Source organism: Pantoea sp. Ft-CA_14 (assembly GCF_024520875.1).
In the GTDB taxonomy this organism is placed as follows: domain Bacteria; phylum Pseudomonadota; class Gammaproteobacteria; order Enterobacterales; family Enterobacteriaceae; genus Pantoea; species Pantoea agglomerans.
The window spans coordinates 492,824-510,216 of record NZ_JALNPM010000002.1; the positions used below are offsets into that span (position 1 = coordinate 492,824).

The following is a 17,393-nucleotide window of genomic DNA, read 5'->3' on the forward strand; positions in this document are numbered from 1 at the left end:
TAAGGAATTTCTATGCGTGTTCTGGTTGTTGAAGACAATGCCCTGCTGCGCCATCATCTCGCCGTCCAGTTACGTGACATGGGCCATCAGGTCGATGCCGCCGAAGACGCCAAAGAAGCTGACTATTTTCTTCGGGAACATCTGCCCGATATCGCGCTGGTGGATCTCGGCCTGCCGGATGAAGATGGTATGTCTCTGATTCGCCGCTGGCGCAGCGATGCCGTGCGCCAGCCGATTCTGGTGCTGACCGCCCGTGAAGGCTGGCAGGCCAAAGTTGAGGCGCTGGAAGCCGGCGCGGATGACTACGTCACCAAACCGTTTCACATTGAAGAAGTCGCGGCACGCCTGCAGGCGCTGATGCGTCGTAACAGCGGACATGCCTCGCAAATCATCGATATGGCCCCGTTTCAGGTTGATCTCTCCCGCCGTGAACTGACGGTCAATGAAGAGCCAGTGAAGCTCACGGCCTTTGAGTACACCATTGTCGAAACGCTGATCCGTAACGCGGGCAAAGTGGTGAGCAAAGACTCGCTGATGCTGCAGCTCTATCCTGACGCCGAACTGCGTGAAAGCCACACCATCGACGTTCTTATGGGCCGTCTGCGCAAAAAAATTCTGGCGTTGCATCCTACTGACGTGATCGCCACCGTGCGTGGCCAGGGCTACCGCTTTGATCTCTGACCATGTCCTGGTTTAATCGTTATCGCCCTATTTCGCTGCGCGCCCGCTTTCTGCTGGCCTCCGCAGCGATCGTCCTCTTCCTCTCACTCTCCTACGGCATGGTGGCGGTGATTGGCTATGTGGTCAGTTTCGATAAAAACACCTATCGCGTGATGCGCGGCGAGAGCAACCTGTTCTTTACGCTGGCGCAATGGCATGACAACAAACTCACCATCGCCCAGCCGGAACGGATGACGCTCAACTTCCCGACGCTGGTGTTTATTTACGATGAGCACGGCAAGCTGTTGTGGCAGCAACGCGACGTGCCGGAGATCCGCAAGAAGATCCGCCGTGAATGGCTGCTGAAGCCTGACTTCTACGAGATTGATACCAGTAACCGTACCAGCATGGTGGCGATGGGCAATAACCTGAATGCTCAGCAACGACTCAACGACTGGGACAATGACAGCAACGATACCTTTACCCATTCGGTCGCCGTTAACCGTTACGATGCCACCACGAATCTGCCCGCGCTCACCATTGTGGTGGTCGACTCTATCCCGCAGGAGTTGCAGCATTCTGATGTGGTCTGGTCGTGGTTCAGCTATGTGCTGGCGGCCAACCTGATACTGATCATTCCGTTGCTGTGGCTGGCGGCGCACTGGAGTCTGCGGCCGATTGGCGCGCTGACGCAGCAGGTGCGCGAACTGGAGACCAGCCAGCGCGAAAATCTGGCGGATAATCCGCCGCAGGAACTGCGCAGTCTGGTGCGTAACCTCAATCTGCTGCTGACCAATGAGCGACAACGCTATACCCGCTATCGCACCACGCTTTCAGACCTGACCCACAGTCTGAAAACGCCGCTGGCCGTGTTGCAGAGCACCCTGCGCTCGCTGCGCAACGGCAAGGAACTGACGGTGGAACAGGCTGAGCCGGTGATGCTGGAGCAGATTAGTCGAATCTCGCAGCAGGTCGGTTATTATCTGCATCGCGCCAGTATGCAGGCCGATCACAATCCGCTGCAGCGCGATCTGCATTCCGTTTCCGGTCTGCTCGACAAGCTCTGCTCAGCCCTGAATAAAGTCTATCAGCGTAAAGGCGTGGCGATTTCGCTGGATATCTCACCGGAGCTGACCTTTGTTGGCGACCAGAATGACTTTATGGAAGTGCTGGGCAACGTGCTCGATAACGCCTGCAAGTACTGCCTGGAATTTATCGAAATCAGCGCTTTTCAGAGCGAAAATGCACTCCATCTCTATATTGACGATGATGGTCCGGGCATTCCCGAGAGCAAGCGCGATTTAGTGTTTGTCCGGGGTCAGCGCGCCGACACCCTGCGTCCCGGTCAGGGACTGGGTCTGGCGGTGGTGCGCGATATTCTTGAGCAATATGAGGGCAACGTCATCGCCTCCGGTAGCGCACTCGGCGGAACACGCATGGAAGTGGTCTTTCAGCGCCAGGAAGTCGAACATCGCCGCGAGTAGAAAACCCTCAGGGCTGTTATACTTGCTGGCATTTACAGCCCTAAGCGGAACCCTTTTATGGACTATCAGCTCGATATTAACTGGCCCGATTTTATTCAGCGTTACTGGCAGAAACGCCCGGTAGTGCTGAAGCGTGGTTTTAAAAACTTTGTCGATCCTCTTTCACCGGATGAACTGGCCGGTCTGGCGATGGAAAACGAGGTGGATAGCCGCCTGGTCAGCCATCAGGATGGCAAATGGCAGGTCAGCCACGGCCCGTTCGAGAGCTATGATCATCTGGGTGAAAACAACTGGTCGCTGCTGGTACAGGCGGTCAATCACTGGCATGAAGCCTCTGCCGCACTGATGCGCCCTTTCCGTTTCCTGCCTGACTGGCGTGTTGATGACCTGATGGTGTCGTTTGCCGTGCCTGGCGGCGGCGTCGGTCCTCATTTTGATCAGTATGATGTCTTTATTATTCAGGGTGCCGGTCGCCGTCGCTGGCGCGTCGGTGAAAAGGTGCCGCTGAAGCAGCACTGCCCGCACCCGGATCTGCTGCAGGTTGAGCCATTCGACGCCATCATCGATGAAGAGATGGAGCCGGGTGATATTCTCTATATTCCGCCAGGGTTCCCGCATGAAGGCTACTCGCTGGAAAACGCCCTGAACTACTCCGTGGGTTTCCGTGCCCCCAGCGGACGCGAGTTAATCAGCGGCTTTGCAGATTACGCGCTGGCTAATGAGCTGGGCAGCCTGCGCTTCAGCGATCCGGATGTCCCTGCACGTGATTGCCCGTCGCAGATTCTGCCGCAGGAGATTGAAGGCGTACGTCAGTTGATGCTGGATGTGGTCAATCAGCCGGAGCAGTTCGCTCAGTGGTTTGGCGAATTCATTTCCCAGTCACGCCACGAACTCGATGTCGCGCCGCCGGAACCGCCTTACCAGCCTGATGAAATTTATGATGCGCTGCAACAGGGCGATACCCTGAGCCGGTTAGGTGGCCTGCGTGTCCTGACGATTGGCGATGCGGTCTATGTCAACGGTGAGCGTGTTGAGTGTTCACATCCCGATGTGATGGCGGTACTGGCGCGCCACTATCGCATCACACTGGACGATCTGGGGGATGCGCTGGATGACCCGTCGGTACTGGCGCAGATCGCTGATCTGGTCAATGCCGGTTACTGGTACTTCGGCGACGAATAATCTGAGCTGATAATGAATCAGGCTCTCTTGCCACCGTGGCAGAGAGCCTTTTTTGTGTCTGCGGGTTAATTCTTCTTCTGCGCCGCCAGCTCTGACAGCCGCACAATCACTTCCACCGATTTCGCCATGATATTCAGCGAAGCAAGCTCATGCTTGCCGTGATAGTTATAGCCACCGGTGAAGATGTTCGGGCAAGGCAGCCCTTTCCAGGACAGCGCCGATCCATCCGTACCGCCGCGAATCGGTTTCACTACCGGCTCAATGCCGCAGTCACGCATCGCCTGTAAAGCCAGTTCGATGATGTGCGGGAACGGCTCAACCTTTTCACGCATGTTGCGATAGCTGTTGGTGATCTCGACGGTGACCGAACAGTCCGGGTGCAGGGTTTTGTTGATCTCTGCGGCAATCTGCAGCAGCGTCTGTTTACGCTGTTCAAAACTCTCCGTTTCGAAGTCACGAATGATATAGAGCATCTCGGCGTGTTCAACGCTGCCTTTGATCTGATGCAGATGATAGAAGCCCTGATAGCCGTCAGTATATTGCGGTTTTTCGCTGGCCGGGACCGCGGCATGAAACTGGTTTGCCAGATCCAGCGCATTGACCATCACCCCTTTGGCGGAGCCAGGGTGCACGTTGTTACCGACGATTTTGACGGTGGCCGAAGCAGCGTTGAAGTTCTCATACTCGAACTCCCCTAAATCACTGCCATCAATGGTGTAGGCCCAGTCAGCGGCAAAGCCTTCCACATCAAAGTGAGAAGTGCCGCGACCAATCTCTTCATCGGGCGTAAAGGCAACGCGGATCGCACCGTGCGGCGTATCGCTCGCAGCCAGTTGCGCCATCGCCGTCATGATCTCAGCGATACCCGCTTTATCATCCGCGCCCAGCAGGGTTTTGCCATCGGTGGTAATCAGCGTATGCCCAATCAGCTTGTGCAGCACCGGGAACATCACCGGCGAGAGAATTTCGTTGCCATTACCCAGCGCAATGTCTCCGCCGCGATAATTTTCAATGATCTGCGGATTCACATGTTTCGCCGTAAAGTCTGGCGAGGTATCCATGTGAGAGATGAAACCGATGACTGGCGTCGGCCAGTCAACATTGGCAGGCAGTGTGCCCATGACGCAACAGTGATCGCTTAAGGAGACATCGACAAAACCCAGTGCCAGCAACTCCTCCTGCAGCTGACGCGCCAGCGTCCACTGCCCTTCACTGCTGGGCACCTGGCGCGCCTGCGGCTTAGCCTGGGTCTCAACGGCCACATAACTTAAAAAGCGCTCAAGTAACTGTTCCATATCCCATCCTTTAAAAGTGCCATCCGGTATTATTAACAGACCAGCCGGTTACAACGTTGCGTAAAATCATTCGCAGACAGGTTAGCGCTGTCGATAACCTTTGGGAAAGCAATAAGCCCGAAAAAAACGGCTGATTACGAGATTGTTGCGGCAAACCTCGCAATGTTGATAAACACCGGGCGGCTGGAATCAGCATGACGGTCAAGAAACGGCGAGGCGGCCATAGCCGCCCCTGCTTACTTATAAAGCGCGCGCAGCAGCTTATGCACAAACTCCGGCACCACTTCGCTCGCCAGGCCGTAATGCCGCTCGGCAAATTCGTTGCCCACCTGGCTTGGCTCCAGGTTCAGCTCAACAGTATGCGCGCCCTGCAGTTTGGCTTCATGGACAAAACCCGCGGCCGGATAGACATGGCCTGAGGTGCCGATAGCGATAAAGTAATCGGCCTGTTCAAGCGCCTGATAAATCTGCTCCATGCCCAGCGGCATCTCACCGAACCACACTACGTGCGGCCGCAGCGCAGAGGGGAACTGGCAGCAGGTGCAGCGATCGTCCGGCGTGATATCACCGGTCCACTCAATGACCTGACCGCTGGTGACACAGCGCACTTTTAGCAGTTCACCGTGCATATGCAGCACCCGGCTGTTTCCGGCACGCTCATGCAGATTGTCGATGTTTTGCGTGACCAGCAAAAAGTTATCGCCTAATACCTGTTCCAGCTCCGCCAGCGCCAGATGGGCCGCGTTAGGCTGAATCTCTGCCTCCTGCAATTGCTGGCGGCGCGCATTGTAGAAGCGCTGCACCAGCGCGGGATCGCGCTGAAATCCTTCGGGCGTCGCAACATCTTCAACGTGGTGCTCTTCCCACAGGCCGTCAGCGGCGCGGAAGGTCCGGATGCCGGACTCCGCTGAGATGCCTGCGCCGGTCAGCACGACAACATGCGGCTGAGGATGGGCGGCCAGTTCGGCCTGACGATCGCGCTCAAATATGCGCTGGCGAAAGCGCTGATGCACTTTTCTCCGGGTTTTCTTCAGGCGGGCAAGTCGTATGCGGCGACGTGGTGTACGCATAAAATCTCCTGGCGTAGCAGCTGCGGCGAGCCGCTCTAAACAGATTCCGGGTTAACATCACCCGATAGTAACGGTTGCTGAGGGCCGCGCCCAACAGCAAAGGTCTTAAACAGATGCGGCGCGAAAGGATTCGCGCCGCATTTTTTCACTGACCGCTTAATACCCGAGCCGGGTCAATGCGGCTGGCGCGTCTGGCGGGATACCAGCTCGCCAGCAGGCTCAGCAGAATCGCGGTAATCAATACTGAGAACACATCAATCCAGTGCAGTTCCGACGGCAGGAAATCAATGAAGTAGATATCACCCGCCAGCAGATGATGACCGGTAACCGACTCCAGCCCGCGCACCAGTGAGGTCAGATTCAGCGCCACCAGCACGCCCGCGATCACGCCGCTGACGCTGCCCAGCAGGCCTGCCAGCAAACCGTACCAGATGAAGATGGCACGGATCAGCCGGTCTTTGGCACCGAGGGTACGAAGCACCGCAATGTCACTGCTCTTATCCTTCACCGCCATCACCAGCGTTGAGACGATGTTAAAGCAGGCGACGCCAATCACCAGCACCATCGCCAGATACATGATGGCGCGGATCATCTGAATGTCGCGGTACATATAGCCGTAGGTGCCAATCCAGCTCTTGATGTAGACGTAGGAACGGGTCGCTTCACCGGCATCCCGCACCAGTTTGACCGCCTGGAACGGGTCGGTCATCTTCAGGGCGATGCCGGACACGCTGTCACCCATCTCCAGATAGTGCTGCGCATCGGCGAGTGGCACCAGCGCCAGGCTGTGATCGAGCATGCCGCTGAGTTGTAGAATACCGCTGACCTGAAGCCGGATACGTTTAGGCTGAAGCAGTTTGTTATCACCATCGTTGTTGGGGATCATGATGGTGATCCAGTCGCCCTGCTTCACGTTCAGCGATTTAGCAATGCCGCCGCCCAGAATGATCTGCTGCTTACCGGCGGCAAAAGAGGACCAGCCGTTATCTGCCACAAACTGTGGCAGGGCGCTGAGGCGCGGCTCCTGTGCCGGATCAACGCCCTTTACCTGCAGCGCTTCCAGCCGGGCGCCGCTCTCAATCAGGCCGGTGAAGTTCACATAAGGCGCTGCCGCCGCAATGCCGGGCACCTTTTCAATCGGGGCAATCATCGACTGCCAGTGCTGGAACGGCTGATTGACCGCCTCGATCTCGCCATGCGGCACCACCGCCAGAATGCGGTTGTTCAGCTCACGCTCAAAACCATTCATGGCGCTCAGACCGATAATCAGCACCGCCACGCCCAGCGCAATACCGATGGTGGAGATCACTGAAATCAGCGACACCATGCCGCCACGACGGCGGCCACGACTAAAGCGCAGGCCCAGCAACAGGGATAACGACGAACCCATTACACCGCTCCTGCCATGGTGAGTTGATCGCTTAACTGACCATCACGCATCTCCATCTGACGCGTCATGCGTTTTGCCAGCATCAGATCGTGGGTCACCACCAGAAACGCGGTGCCCTGACGCACGTTCAGTTCGCCCAGTAATTCAAAAATGGCGTCGGCGTTGCGCGCATCAAGGTTACCGGTTGGCTCATCCGCCATCACCAGCCGTGGGCGGTTAACCAGCGCCCGGGCAATCGCCACGCGCTGGCGTTCGCCGCCTGACAGTTCTGAAGGCCGGTGCGCGGCGCGATGGTCCAGCCCGACCGCGGCCAGCATCTCACGGGCGCGATCCTGTGCTTCTGTTTTAGCCGTTTTGCCAATCAGCAGCGGCATCGCCACGTTCTCCAGCGCGCTGAAGTCCGGCAGCAGATGGTGGAACTGATAGATAAAGCCCAGCTCGCGGTTACGCAGCTCCGCTTTGGCCGACGAGGACATCGCATTCAGTGACTGGCCATCAAACACCACGTCGCCCGATGTCGGTGCATCCAGGCCGCCGAGCAGATGCAGCAGCGTACTTTTACCGGAACCGGAGCTGCCGACAATCGCTGTCAGTTCACCGGGCTGGAGGCTGAAAGCCACATTGCGCAGCACATCGGTCTGCACGCTGCCTTCCTGATAGCGTTTGCACAGGTCGCGGCACTGCAACAAAGGAGTGTTACTCATAACGTAAAGCCTCAGCAGGTTGAACGGCGGCAGCGCGCCACGAAGGATAGAGCGTAGACAACAGCGCCACAATCATGGCGCTGAGGGCGATGGTGACCACCTGCCACACATTAATATCAACCGGCAATGCGGCACCATCAAGGAACAGGCCAATCACCGGCATTAAGTTGTTGAGCTGGCTGGCCAGCAAGACACCGAGCAGCGTGCCGAGCAGCGTGCCGATAATCCCGGCGCTGGCACCCTGCACCATAAACACCGCCACTATTTGCTGGCGCGTCAGGCCCTGGGTTTGCAGGATCGCCACTTCGCCCTGCTTCTCCATGATCAGCAAGCCTAACGAGGTGATGATGTTAAAGGCAGCCACGGCGATGATCAGGCTTAGCAGCAGGCCCATCATGTTCTTCTCCATACGCACTGCCTGGAAGAGATCGCCTTTACGCTCACGCCAGTCTTTCCAGACCAGGCCCGCAGGCAGTGTCTGCTGACTCAAACTGTCGACCGACAGCGGTTTATCCAGCCACAGTCGCCAGCCGGTAATATTACCGGCCGGATAGCGCATCACGCGCGACGCATCCTGAAGATTGACCAGAATCTGATAACCATCGACTTCGCTGTTAGCGGCATAGGTGCCCGCTACGGTAAACAGACGCTGACTTGGCACGCGTCCCATCGGGGTGAACTGGCTGACCGACGGCACCATCAGACGCAGCTGATCGCCACGTTTTACGCCAAGCTGGGATGCCAGCTGTTCGCCGAGGATGACATTATACTGCCCGGCCTGCAGCACGCTCTGCCGGGTATTGACCAGGAAAGGGGTAAGCGGATCTTTTTCAGCCGGCTCAATGCCCAGCATCACGCCAACGGAGACGCTGTGCGGGCTTTGCAGCACCACATTGGCGGTGGTCAGCGGCGCGATACGGCTGACACCCTGCAGATTCAGCGAAGTGGCGGGTTGCTGTTGTGGATTGAGACTGCCTTTGTCGCTGGTGATCAGCGCCTGAGGCATCAGGCCAAGAATATTGCCTTCGAGTTCACGCTCAAAACCGTTCATCACCGATAACACGGTGACCATCGCCAGCACGCCGAGCGTAATGCCAATCGTTGAGAGCCAGGAGACAAAGCGACCGAAGCGATCCGATGCTCGTCCGCGCATATAACGCAGACCGATAAATAGCGCGACAGGTTGATACATGGAATCCAGTAAGCCGTTGCCTGAAAATAGGTAGTGGGATGATAAAGGAGCGGCTGGCTTTATGAAACCTCTAACCCTCTGAGTCGGCAGCAAAGTTGCATCCGGATGCGTCACATTCCGCGCCAAAGCCGTGGAATAACTGATAAAGCCGCCGCTTATTGGCTGATTATTCAGCGTCCAGGGGGGTAAACTACAATCAGTACCATGATCACGGGTGATTTATTGCCGGGCAGTATGAGGTAGCGACCATGTTGAAATTTCCCAAAGGCAGCATCGTTAAACATAAATCCGGGGAGATCAGAGGCGAAATCATCAACGTCTTTGAGCAGGGAAACGCACCAGCCGGCTACTACGTAAAGTGGGACGACGGTAACCTCAGCTATCATCCTGAGCAGGAGTTATCCTGGGCGAATATCGACCGCCCACGCATGCATTACACACAGCAATCCATAAAATAAAATGCCCGTTTAACCCCGTCGCTGCATGGCGACGGCGGTTTTTTCTGATCCCTTGCCAGACTCCGTCTATCCTCTCTTTATCCGCACGATTACCGCTGACGCCCGGTAATGGCTGACCTATCTCCTGGTTCAGCGCGGCGCGGCAGGAAAATTGTGCCGCAGAGGTGATCCCCCTGACATAATATGGAATGATTACGTCCTGGAAAAATGGAGCAACCCCGAGATCCCATGCCCGAACAGACTCGTTATACCCTGCCCGTTAAATCCGGCGATCACCGTCAGCTCGGCCAGCTCATAGGCGCGGCGCACGCGGTGGAGTGTGCCAGCATTACCGAACGACATGCTGGTCCGGTGTTAATGATTACACCCGATACCCAAACCGCTCTGCGTCTGCTGGATGAAATCCGCCAGTTTACCGATCTGCCGGTGGCGCACCTTGCCGACTGGGAAACGCTGCCCTACGACAGCTTTTCGCCGCATCAGGATATTATCTCCGCCCGCCTGTCGACCCTCTACCAGCTGCCGGTGATGCAGCGCGGTATGCTGATCATGCCGGTCAACACCCTGATGCAGCGCGTCTGCCCGCACAGTTTCCTGCACGGCCATGCGCTGGTGATGAAGCAGGGACAAAAACTGTCACGCGACCGGCTGCGCGACCAGCTTGAGCAGGCCGGTTATCGCCATGTCGATCAGGTGATGGAGCACGGTGAATACGCCACGCGCGGCGCCCTGCTCGATCTGTTCCCGATGGGCAGCGATCAGCCCTACCGCATCGACTTTTTCGATGATGAGATCGACAGCCTGCGCCTGTTCGACGTCGACAGTCAGCGCACGCTGGAAGCGGTCCCCGAAATTAACCTGCTGCCTGCGCATGAGTTTCCCAGCGACAAAGCCGCCATTGAGCTGTTCCGCAGCCGCTGGCGTGAAACGTTTGATGTGCGCCGTGAGTCGGAGCATGTCTATCAGCAGGTCAGCAAAGGCACGTTGCCAGCGGGCATCGAATACTGGCAGCCGCTGTTTTTTGAGCAGCCGTTACCCAGCCTGTTCAGCTATCTGCCCGACAATACCCTGATTGTGAACTGCGGCGATCTTGAAGGCAGCGCCAGCCGCTTCTGGCAGGATGCCGAGGCGCGTTATGAAAATCGCCGCGTTGATCCGATGCGCCCACTGCTGGAGCCGGTCACCCTGTGGCTGCGTCCCGATGCATTAATGGGAGAGCTGAAAGCCTGGCCGCGCATCCAGATGACCAATGAGGTGCTGCCCGCCAAAGCCGCGAATACCAACCTCGGTTATACCCCGCTGCCTGACCTGACCGTTCAGGCGCAGGCAAAAGCGCCACTCGATCATCTGCGTCAGTTTATTGAGACCTTCAGCGGCACCGTGGTCTTCTCGGTCGAAAGTGAAGGCCGCCGTGAAAGCCTGCAGGATCTGCTGGCCCGGATTAAACTGCGTCCTCAGCCGGTGCACCGCTTCGATGAGGTCGGCGAAGAGCGTTTCCGTCTGATGATCGGCGCCAGCGAGCGCGGTTTTATTGATACCCAGGGCAACCGGGCGCTGATTTGCGAAAGCGATTTGCTGGGCGAACGCGTCAGCCGTCGCCGTCAGGATACCCGTCGCACTATCAATCCGGACATTCTGATCCGTAACCTGGCGGAGCTGCATCCCGGCCAGCCGGTGGTGCATCTGGAACACGGTGTGGGTCGTTATATCGGCCTCACCACGCTGGAAGCCGGCGGCATTGAGGCGGAATATCTGATGCTCTCTTACGCCAACGACGCCAAACTTTATGTGCCGGTTTCATCGCTGCACCTGATCAGCCGCTACGCAGGCGGTGCCGACGATAATGCACCACTGCACAAACTGGGCAGCGATGCCTGGTCACGTGCACGGCAGAAAGCGGCTGAGAAAGTGCGTGATGTGGCAGCTGAACTGCTGGATATCTATGCTCAGCGCGCCGCCAAAACCGGCTTTGCCTTTAAGCATAATCGCGAGCAGTATCAGCTGTTCTGCGAAAGCTTCCCGTTTGAAACCACCCCGGACCAGGCGCAGGCGATCAACGCGGTGCTGAGTGATATGTGCGAGCCGCTGGCGATGGACCGTCTGGTGTGCGGCGACGTTGGTTTCGGTAAAACCGAAGTAGCCATGCGCGCGGCGTTTCTGGCGATTGAGAACCATAAACAGGTGGCCGTGCTGGTGCCGACCACCCTGCTGGCACAGCAGCATTACGACAACTTCCGCGATCGCTTCGCCAACTGGCCGGTTCGCATTGAGATGCTTTCCCGTTTCCGCACTGCCAAAGAGCAGACGCAGGTGCTGGAACAGGCCAGCGATGGCAAGATCGACATCTTAATCGGCACCCATAAGCTGCTGATGAGCGATCTCAAATGGCACGATCTTGGTCTGCTGATTGTCGATGAAGAGCACCGTTTCGGGGTGCGTCACAAAGAGCGCATCAAGGCGATGCGCGCCGATGTGGACATTCTGACGCTGACCGCAACGCCAATCCCTCGCACCCTGAATATGGCCATGAGCGGCATGCGCGATCTCTCGATCATCGCCACGCCGCCTGCCCGCCGTTTAGCGGTGAAAACTTTTGTCCGTGAATTTGACGATCTGGTTATCCGCGAAGCAATCCTGCGTGAGGTGCTGCGTGGCGGACAGGTCTACTACCTCTACAATGACGTTGAAAATATCGAGAAAGCGGCGCAGCGTCTCAGCGAACTGGTGCCGGAAGCGCGTGTCGCTATTGGCCATGGTCAGATGCGTGAGCGTGATCTGGAACGGGTGATGAACGATTTCCACCATCAGCGTTTTAACGTGCTGGTTTGTACCACCATTATCGAAACCGGTATCGACATACCGACCGCCAATACCATCATCATTGAGCGGGCCGATCACTTTGGCCTGGCGCAGTTGCATCAGCTGCGTGGTCGCGTCGGGCGTTCGCATCATCAGGCTTATGCCTGGCTGTTAACGCCGCATCCGAAGTCAATGACCGCCGATGCACATAAGCGGCTGGAGGCGATCGCTTCACTGGAAGATCTGGGAGCCGGTTTTGCCCTGGCAACGCATGACCTGGAGATTCGCGGTGCTGGCGAACTGCTGGGTGATGAGCAGAGCGGACAGATGGAGACGCTGGGCTTCACGCTTTATATGGAGCTGCTGGAGAATGCGGTCGAGGCGCTGAAAGCGGGTCGCGAGCCGTCACTGGAAGATCTCACCAGCAACCAGACCGAGGTGGAGCTGCGGATGCCCGCCCTGCTGCCCGAGACCTTTATCCCGGATGTCAGTACCCGTCTTTCACTCTATAAACGCATCGCCAGCGCGGAGGCTGAAGAGGAGCTGCAGGAGCTGAAGGTTGAGATGATCGACCGCTTTGGCCTGCTACCCGATCCGGCGCGTAATCTGCTGGATGTGGCGATTATCCGGCTGAAAGCCCGCGCTGTCGGTCTGCGTAAGATCGAAGCCAGCGACAAAGGCGGTTATTTCGATTTTGCGCCGAAGAACAACGTGGATCCGGCATGGCTGATAGGCCTGCTGCAGAAAGAGCCTCAGCAGTGGAAGCTGGATGGGCCGACGCGACTGCGGTTTACCCGTGAGCTATCGGAAAGAAAGGTGCGGCTTGAGTGGGTGCAGGGCTTCGTTTCGCAACTGGCTCAGCGGCAGGCGTAATACCCTGCCCGTGCGTTGCTAAGCTAACCGGTAAAGCGCCGGTTAGTTTGCCGCAAAAAAAGGCGCATCCTGAGATGCGCCTTTTTCATTACTGCTGTATTACGTTGTGCTGTGTGGCCGCGTGAGCGGCAAAGCTTTGCCCAATTACGCCTGATCGCCGTTGAGAACCAGCTGACCATTGCGATCCAGTGGAATACGCGTGCCGGGGTCATTTTCCATACGGATTTTACCCTGCTGATCGCCTATTTTATAGGTCACGTCATATCCCAGTTTTTTCTCTTGTTTGTCGTAAACTGTTTTGCAGCGCTGTTCGGTTGTGGTGTAGGTATCCCGATCCTGCAGTCCGCCCTGGACCTGATTACCGGCATAACCCCCCGCTACCGCACCTGCTACTGTCGCCACATCTCTGCCGCGACCGCCACCAAACTGGTGACCCAGCACTCCACCTGCCACTGCACCTAATACAGACCCGGCAAGACGGTTTTCATCCTGCACGGCCCGACGGTGAGTCAGAGTGACATTACGGCACTCCTGACGAGGCTGTTTAATGCTCTCTTTGATTGGCGTTGCAGACAGTACCTGAGCATATTGAGGACCGCGATCAAACACGTTCATGCCTGCTACGGCTGCAACACCCAGAGCTGCTGCCACACCAATACCGATACCCGCTAACATTGATTTATTCACAGGAAGTTCCTCCTGAAAAGTGTTACCGCGCAATCCTGCTGCTAAAGCATCCTCGTTAACTGAGGTATAACCGGCGTGCGCGACGCGCCGTGTTTGTTGAGATGAAGTTTTACAGATGGACCGAAAATGCAACATCAGATAAATGGAGGAAATTGGTCACTTTGCTATCAGGACCAGTTTTTAGGAGAGTTCTGAGGTGGGGAACGTTATTAATGATGCTTTTTCGCTAAGGAAATTAAACCAATTAAATCAAAGGCATATAATTTTATATGCCTTAAGCAAAGCCTGACTGCCCGTTATGGCAACGGCCTTTCCATCGTCACCCAAAAGTATCGTCTTTATGTACCGTTATCGGGAACATTCATTCCTGAAGCACTCAGGCTTCAGGAATGAAGAAAAAGGAAACTAATCAAAAATGCTCTCGGATGGGCATACCTTTATCTCGCCCCAGCCCACAATGGTGCCATTGGGGGTAAGGTCTTTGATGGAAACGCTATCGCCTGAATATTCGGACCCTCTGACTACAATATCGTAGTCATGGTTAGCCTGAGGAATAAATTCAACAGTGGCCGATTTTTGAGTGTTCTGATGGTATCCAGCCTGTGTCCAGTAGTGAATGACACGAATCATTTGTCCTGGCTTCAGGGTAAATTCATTGATGAAAGCACCCTTGTTTTCAGACGACGCTGGCATACCTATCCGTTTATTACCTGTAACGGGGATGCCCAGAATGGCAAAACCAGAAGTGATACGGCGTTCCAGCATTTTTTTATAGCAACCTGAACTCTGTTTTTCATAGAACTGAAGTGCCGTATTGCCCTCTGAACCCACCCGGATTCGGGCCGCATCCTGCCCTTTATAATCATCCAGTGAAGGTCTGAAGCCTGCCGTGCAGCCACTCAATAATAGTGCTATCAATCCGGTGATTAAAATTTTTGCAGCCATTCTTTATTATCCTTAATTTAACTGACACAGACTGGAACTGGTTATTTTATTGGTACTATAACGAGGCGGGTGTTGCGTTACCCATCGTTTATTTTGTGACAAAAAATATTGACCGTATTAATGCACAAAGACTTTATTAATCCTGCTGGAAAAAATAAAATATGGTACCCATATCAGACAACTGATTAAGGCCCGAGCCAGCATATTGATAGCAGGCTGCGTAATGTTTACGTGAAAAACCAAAGCAGGATAAAGCGTGCAAAAACTCGCAAAGATAAGACCGTATAAATAGTACGTTATCATCACGTATCTGGTTTTTACTTTCTTCCTAAAGAAGAACCAGCAAGCCAGCACTGTTACGGGAGCATTAATAATGGACAGCGCTAATAATAAAACACTAAAACCATTAACCACACCTTGTTTCTGATAAGTGTTGGCAATCAACGAAACAATACAAAAATCATTATACAGCATTGTAAAAAAACCAATAATCAAGCCTAAAGCTGGCAGATATAATAAGCCATTAATCCTGCCCTCTTCTTTTTTTTCACAATTATCACAAAAGCCTGATTCTTTATTCTCTTCTGCTTCCTGACATTTAATACATAACATTCTCGCCCCCTGAAGCTGTAATTATTTTTCTTTGTTTTAACAAAATTCAAACCGGTTAATTCAGAAGATCGACGTCTTTGGTCAGACAGGATCAGGTACTATTTTAAATGTATCGAAGAACTGCCTGATTCGACCTTTATAAAAAACGGTCCTTTCCAGAGTGCAAAAAAACAACCCTGACCAGATGACCAGGGTTGCGGTTTTTAGCGTTGAATCAGAAACGGTATCCGATGCCGATGTTAAAACCATTGATGGCAACATCTTCGTTATATTTTACGCGAGTACCTTCATAGCCAACACTCACAGAGAGGTTGCTGATAAGATTCACGACAACACCAGCGCCATAGGCAAAAGAGGTTTTATTTTCGCTATATTCTTCGGAGTAGACTCCGATATAAGTCACGTTCTCATCCACTTTGGTATGGGCAACACCAATTAATCCATAGAAGCTGATGTAGTCATTGATGCGATATGCAGGACCTGCCATCAGTGAGTAATATTTCACTTTGGTTTTTCCATCATATCCGCTGACATCGCCATAAAAATCTTCTCGCTCAGAAAAACTTTCATCGCCTTTCATGTAGCTGAATGAGCCAATCACACTGAGAGGAGACTCCCATTCATAGCGATACTGAACGTTGACGCCACGGATATTTTTAAAGTCTTCAACCTTGCTTTGTGCATATCCAACCGAGACGGTGTGATTATCAGCCAGCGCATTGCTGCCCACGAGAAGACCGCCACACAGTAATGCCAGCATCGTCATTTTAGAGGTCATGTAGTTAATTCCTTTTCATAATTTAACATTATTTCCCTGCGCTTAACGCAGGACTTCGTTCCCTGAATCACCAATACCCGACGGACAGGATAAATTTTTTATCTATCCGCCTGTATCGGACAGGAATTTTATGTAGCGCTCCGCGCCTGATGTTCAGATCGGTCGGAGAGCATCTATTCATACCCGGTTTTTTTAAACAAGCTGGCCTGAGTGAATGTGAAACTTAAACGCCAGCCTTATTAAATGGCACTTCGGCCATTTAATTTAGGTTAAGTAAAGAATTTAACCACAGGATTCATCCTGGCGATTAGTTATCAATCAATTCTTAATGGCACTATTAGACCAAAAAGAATTAGAGGTATCAAGACCGAGTTGCCATAAAAAAGCAAAAACCCCTGAAAACCATTACTGCACATAGATCCAGAAAACCATACTGCGTTATACAATCCATTAACGCAGATTATTAACTGACCTGTATATCCACAACCCATTAAAAGACTAAGTTACAGTTCTATTTAAACCCCTCTGAATAAATGAAAGCATTCGGAAAAATAATGCCTGTACTTTCCCAAAAAGCGTTATTTTCAAGCTGACTGCCAATGCTGCCGCCGGTGCTCATGCCCATCCTTTACCTGTGACTGATTCTACACATCAACACTGGTGATATTCAGCAAGCTGACGATCTGCCCGTAAGCATCCGGGGCTGGTAACCCTGCCATTACCACAGGCATCCATAACTTTCTTATCACTAATGATGTCATTCTCAGGCAGGTCGTTTATCAGACACTAGGTCTTTTGGCATGCTATCCGTAATAAAAACCTCGGTGAACATGCGCCGGGACAACCTAGCAGCTTAGCCTATATGAATGAAACTTTTGTAATTCGCCTGCATCTCTTTCAAGAATACCAATGTAATGCTGGTATGACCTAATTAACTCAAAATAACCTAAAATTGAGATAATCCCAAATGCGTCATACAAGTCAGAATAATCTATTGTTTTCTCGGTAATGATAAATCCCCAGTCAGGCGGCAACTTATCATCCAATACATTAAAGATATTTGAAGGTACCCATAATGGATTCTCACCTTCAGGACATAGCAAAAAATCTATTCGAGTCGTATAAAACATAATACCGTAGACTTTATACTCCATACCAGTTTTTAGCGGCTCAAATAATGTTTCGTCAGTTTCCCCCATGATTCTTGCATCATCGGGTAAGCTTTTTCCGGATATTGAATTGCATATAACTAACATTTATCACA

Annotated in this window: 15 protein-coding genes; 5 read left to right on the plus strand and 10 right to left on the minus strand. The window is 53.8% G+C overall.

What is annotated here, in order from left to right; translation table 11 throughout:
* Nucleotides 1-12: 12 nt before the first annotated feature.
* Genes phoP through NR195_RS05630 form a run of 3 tightly spaced genes read left to right on the plus strand, consistent with a single transcriptional unit; the run spans nucleotide 13 to nucleotide 3,326 of the window.
* Nucleotides 13-681: a two-component system response regulator PhoP gene (gene phoP / locus NR195_RS05620; protein ID WP_003849836.1), complete on the plus strand. Its 669-nt coding sequence runs from the start codon at nucleotides 13-15 to the stop codon at nucleotides 679-681.
* 2 nt (nucleotides 682-683) lie between these two features.
* The gene (gene phoQ / locus NR195_RS05625; protein WP_010246272.1) at nucleotides 684-2,144 is read left to right on the plus strand and encodes a two-component system sensor histidine kinase PhoQ; all 1,461 of its coding nucleotides are present in this window, start codon (nucleotides 684-686) and stop codon (nucleotides 2,142-2,144) included.
* 57 nt (nucleotides 2,145-2,201) lie between these two features.
* The gene (locus NR195_RS05630; protein WP_010246274.1) at nucleotides 2,202-3,326 is read left to right on the plus strand and encodes a cupin domain-containing protein; all 1,125 of its coding nucleotides are present in this window, start codon (nucleotides 2,202-2,204) and stop codon (nucleotides 3,324-3,326) included.
* 65 nt (nucleotides 3,327-3,391) lie between these two features.
* On the opposite strand, the gene pepT is transcribed toward NR195_RS05630, so the two are convergent.
* The 5 genes from pepT to lolC form a co-directional block, all read right to left on the minus strand.
* Nucleotides 3,392-4,621: a peptidase T gene (gene pepT / locus NR195_RS05635; RefSeq protein ID WP_256844265.1), complete on the minus strand. Its 1,230-nt coding sequence runs from the start codon at nucleotides 4,619-4,621 to the stop codon at nucleotides 3,392-3,394.
* A gap of 236 nt (nucleotides 4,622-4,857) precedes the next feature.
* The gene (gene cobB, locus NR195_RS05640; protein WP_010246278.1) at nucleotides 4,858-5,691 is read right to left on the minus strand and encodes a Sir2 family NAD+-dependent deacetylase; all 834 of its coding nucleotides are present in this window, start codon (nucleotides 5,689-5,691) and stop codon (nucleotides 4,858-4,860) included.
* 145 nt (nucleotides 5,692-5,836) lie between these two features.
* The gene (lolE, locus tag NR195_RS05645) at nucleotides 5,837-7,081 is read right to left on the minus strand and encodes a lipoprotein-releasing ABC transporter permease subunit LolE (RefSeq protein ID WP_022625849.1); all 1,245 of its coding nucleotides are present in this window, start codon (nucleotides 7,079-7,081) and stop codon (nucleotides 5,837-5,839) included.
* Nucleotides 7,081-7,785 carry a lipoprotein-releasing ABC transporter ATP-binding protein LolD gene (gene lolD / locus NR195_RS05650; protein ID WP_010246282.1) on the minus strand — a complete coding sequence of 235 codons (705 nt, stop codon included), beginning with the start codon at nucleotides 7,783-7,785 and terminating at the stop codon, nucleotides 7,081-7,083. Before lolD ends, lolE begins: the two co-directional genes overlap by 1 nt.
* The gene (lolC, locus tag NR195_RS05655) at nucleotides 7,778-8,977 is read right to left on the minus strand and encodes a lipoprotein-releasing ABC transporter permease subunit LolC (RefSeq protein WP_256844266.1); all 1,200 of its coding nucleotides are present in this window, start codon (nucleotides 8,975-8,977) and stop codon (nucleotides 7,778-7,780) included. Before lolC ends, lolD begins: the two co-directional genes overlap by 8 nt.
* Before the next feature lie 248 nt (nucleotides 8,978-9,225).
* On the opposite strand from lolC, the gene NR195_RS05660 reads away from it, so the two are divergent.
* On the plus strand, nucleotides 9,226-9,435 hold the full coding sequence (locus tag NR195_RS05660) for a hypothetical protein (RefSeq protein WP_003849845.1): 210 nt from the start codon (nucleotides 9,226-9,228) through the stop codon (nucleotides 9,433-9,435).
* 228 nt (nucleotides 9,436-9,663) lie between these two features.
* Nucleotides 9,664-13,107: a transcription-repair coupling factor gene (gene mfd / locus NR195_RS05665; RefSeq protein WP_182499939.1), complete on the plus strand. Its 3,444-nt coding sequence runs from the start codon at nucleotides 9,664-9,666 to the stop codon at nucleotides 13,105-13,107.
* A gap of 144 nt (nucleotides 13,108-13,251) precedes the next feature.
* Here mfd and NR195_RS05670 read toward each other — a convergent pair whose 3' ends face one another.
* The 5 genes from NR195_RS05670 to NR195_RS05690 form a co-directional block, all read right to left on the minus strand.
* On the minus strand, nucleotides 13,252-13,794 hold the full coding sequence (locus NR195_RS05670) for a glycine zipper 2TM domain-containing protein (RefSeq protein ID WP_003849847.1): 543 nt from the start codon (nucleotides 13,792-13,794) through the stop codon (nucleotides 13,252-13,254).
* Nucleotides 13,795-14,199: 405 nt separating this feature from the next.
* Nucleotides 14,200-14,739 (minus strand): hypothetical protein, encoded by a 540-nt coding sequence (locus NR195_RS05675; RefSeq protein ID WP_052270915.1) that lies wholly within the window; start codon nucleotides 14,737-14,739, stop codon nucleotides 14,200-14,202.
* Nucleotides 14,740-14,856: 117 nt separating this feature from the next.
* Nucleotides 14,857-15,351, minus strand: a complete 495-nt coding sequence (locus NR195_RS05680; protein ID WP_187507260.1) for a DUF2569 domain-containing protein — start codon at nucleotides 15,349-15,351, stop codon at nucleotides 14,857-14,859.
* 214 nt (nucleotides 15,352-15,565) lie between these two features.
* Complete coding sequence (locus tag NR195_RS05685; RefSeq protein WP_256844267.1) at nucleotides 15,566-16,129, minus strand: Ail/Lom family outer membrane beta-barrel protein; 564 nt, start codon at nucleotides 16,127-16,129, stop codon at nucleotides 15,566-15,568.
* A gap of 845 nt (nucleotides 16,130-16,974) precedes the next feature.
* A complete protein-coding gene (locus NR195_RS05690) occupies nucleotides 16,975-17,385 on the minus strand; it encodes a hypothetical protein (RefSeq protein WP_159226311.1) in 411 nt (136 codons plus the stop codon).
* Between the last annotated feature and the right edge of the window lie 8 nt (nucleotides 17,386-17,393).

Coding starts and splice junctions, on each gene's coding strand:
- phoP (WP_003849836.1), top strand. CDS start 13: ATGCGTGTTCTGGTTGTTGAAGACAATGCCCTGCTGCGCCATCATCTC.
- cobB (WP_010246278.1), bottom strand. CDS start 5,691: ATGCGTACACCACGTCGCCGCATACGACTTGCCCGCCTGAAGAAAACC.
- NR195_RS05675 (WP_052270915.1), bottom strand. CDS start 14,739: ATGGCTGCAAAAATTTTAATCACCGGATTGATAGCACTATTATTGAGT.
- lolC (WP_256844266.1), bottom strand. CDS start 8,977: ATGTATCAACCTGTCGCGCTATTTATCGGTCTGCGTTATATGCGCGGA.
- NR195_RS05680 (WP_187507260.1), bottom strand. CDS start 15,351: ATGTTATGTATTAAATGTCAGGAAGCAGAAGAGAATAAAGAATCAGGC.
- mfd (WP_182499939.1), top strand. CDS start 9,664: ATGCCCGAACAGACTCGTTATACCCTGCCCGTTAAATCCGGCGATCAC.
- NR195_RS05660 (WP_003849845.1), top strand. CDS start 9,226: ATGTTGAAATTTCCCAAAGGCAGCATCGTTAAACATAAATCCGGGGAG.
- phoQ (WP_010246272.1), top strand. CDS start 684: ATGTCCTGGTTTAATCGTTATCGCCCTATTTCGCTGCGCGCCCGCTTT.
- lolD (WP_010246282.1), bottom strand. CDS start 7,785: ATGAGTAACACTCCTTTGTTGCAGTGCCGCGACCTGTGCAAACGCTAT.
- NR195_RS05690 (WP_159226311.1), bottom strand. CDS start 17,385: ATGTTAGTTATATGCAATTCAATATCCGGAAAAAGCTTACCCGATGAT.
- NR195_RS05630 (WP_010246274.1), top strand. CDS start 2,202: ATGGACTATCAGCTCGATATTAACTGGCCCGATTTTATTCAGCGTTAC.
- lolE (WP_022625849.1), bottom strand. CDS start 7,081: ATGGGTTCGTCGTTATCCCTGTTGCTGGGCCTGCGCTTTAGTCGTGGC.
- NR195_RS05685 (WP_256844267.1), bottom strand. CDS start 16,129: ATGACCTCTAAAATGACGATGCTGGCATTACTGTGTGGCGGTCTTCTC.
- pepT (WP_256844265.1), bottom strand. CDS start 4,621: ATGGAACAGTTACTTGAGCGCTTTTTAAGTTATGTGGCCGTTGAGACC.